Source organism: Tahibacter sp. (assembly GCF_035481375.1).
Classification (GTDB): domain Bacteria; phylum Pseudomonadota; class Gammaproteobacteria; order Xanthomonadales; family Rhodanobacteraceae; genus Tahibacter.
This window is the reverse complement of sequence record NZ_DATIGT010000307.1, coordinates 1-1868: the sequence shown is the minus strand read 5'-3', so window position 1 is coordinate 1868 and position 1868 is coordinate 1. Positions and strand designations below refer to the sequence as shown.

2 protein-coding genes are annotated in these 1868 nt (G+C 66.5%); one reads left to right on the top strand and one right to left on the bottom strand.

All coding sequences use genetic code 11. The features are described 5' to 3' along the window. The coding region (locus VLF18_RS20405) for a YerC/YecD family TrpR-related protein (RefSeq protein ID WP_325281471.1) at nucleotides 1–320 on the bottom strand (320 nt) is incomplete at its 3' end. Nucleotides 321–713: 393 nt separating this feature from the next. Between VLF18_RS20405 and VLF18_RS20400 the strand changes: the two genes are divergently transcribed. Next, nucleotides 714–1868, top strand: a 1155-nt coding sequence (locus VLF18_RS20400; RefSeq protein ID WP_325281470.1) for a 7TMR-DISM family protein, incomplete at its 3' end; no start/stop codon positions are given.

The window sequence follows — 1868 nt, the reverse complement described above, 5'->3', positions numbered from 1 at the left end:
GGCTTGGGCAGCGGCGGCAGCGCTTCGTGCGCGACGACGGCGAGATAGCCGCCATTGCCCTGCTGGAGAAAACGCGCGACGCGGCCGATCGTCGTCACGCTGACCGAGGTGCGGTCGTGGATCTCGCGATAGGCGTAGCCGGCGAGCAGATACGGCACGACCCGCCAGCGGTCGACCAGCGCTTCGAGTTCGGCCGGCGTGCAGAGATCGCGCAGGAACGCGAGCATCTCGGCCGGCGTATCGAGCGACAGCAACGCGCGGCAGAGGCTTTCCTCGGCGGGCACCGGCGTGTTTTCGGGTTCGAGATAGCGTCGCTTCATGATTCAATGTAATAACGCATTAGAACATTACGACACTCTACTGCAGCGGCGGCCGCGCTGTAAACCCGCGCGGAAGGGGCGATGTCACAAAATGTTGCAGCCGGCGAATCGTCGTATGTCGGGCCTGTGTCGAACCGCGTCGAAGCGCTCCCGCAAGACGCGGACACATCGGCTTCACGTCGCCAATCAAGTAATTGCGCCCAACGCCGGCATCGGCGCGGCGGCCCGGCACGCGGACGCTGCGGCGCAGCAATGTGCCGGCGGCAGTGCCCGTGCGGTTGCGGTGCGTTGATCTGTCGCAGCGCCGTTCGTCGTTTGAGGACTTGATACGAAGCCGTGCTGGCAACGATCCTGCAAGGCACGTGTCGCGGCCAATGCCAAGGGGGGCTAGGGGTGGCGCATCTACTGCTACGTCTGTTGCTGCTGTGTGGCGTGCTGCCATGTCTCGCGGCATCGGCCGCCGCCGCGCCGATACTCGATCTGACCGCCGGACAGACCCGCGCGCCGCTGGCCGCGGTCACGACCTTCGCGGTCGATGCGCAGGCCGACCGGACCGCGACGGCGATGTTCGCCGCCGCCGACGCAGGCGACTTCAAGCCGGTGCCGGCCGACAGTGCAACCTTCGGTTTCGTCGACGGCGCCTACTGGTTCCACGCGCGCGTGGCCAATGCGAACCACACCGACACGCGCTGGCTGCTCGTGCTGGAGTACGCGCTGCTCGACGACGTCGACCTGTACGTACGCAGCGCCGACGGCGCGATCGAGCATTTCCAGTCCGGCGACCAGCATCCCTTCTCGCAGCGCTCGGTCAGCTATCGCCATCCGAACTTCTGGCTGCAGATCACGCCGGGACGGCCGCTCGACCTGCTGCTGCGCGTGCAGACCAAGAGTTCGATGCAGGTGCCGCTGACGCTGTACACGCCGACCGCGTTCATCGAACTCGCGCGCGATGCGCAGCTCGGCATGGGCGTCTACTACGGCATCCTGCTGGCGCTGCTTTTCTACAATTTGATTCTGTTCGTCACGCTGCGCGACCGCTCGCATTTTCTCTACAGCCTGCACGTGCTCGGCTTCGGCCTCGTGCTGTTCTGCCTCAACGGCTTCGCGTTCGAGTATTTCTGGCCGAATTCGACCTGGCTCGCGAACGCCGCGGTGCCGCTGTCGATGGCCTACGCGATGATCGCGATGCATCTGTTCGCGCGCGATTTCCTCGAACTGCCGCGCCGCTCGCCGCTCGCGAACCGGCTGCTGCTCGCCCTCGCCGGCTTCCACACGCTGATGCTCGTCGTGACGCCGCTCGTCGACTACCGCGTCGCCGTGCTGATCGGCACCGCGATGGTGTTCCCGGGCGTCAGCGCCGTGATCGGCGCCGCGATCGCCGTCGCGCGCCGCGGCTTCCGCCCGGCGCTGCTGTTCCTCGCCGCGTGGGCGATGCTGCTGGCCGGCACGCTGATCTACGCGATGGTCTCGTTCGGTTTCGTGCGCAAGACGTTCGCGACCGAGTACGGCATGCAGATCGGCTCGGCCGCGGAGATGATCTTCCTGTCG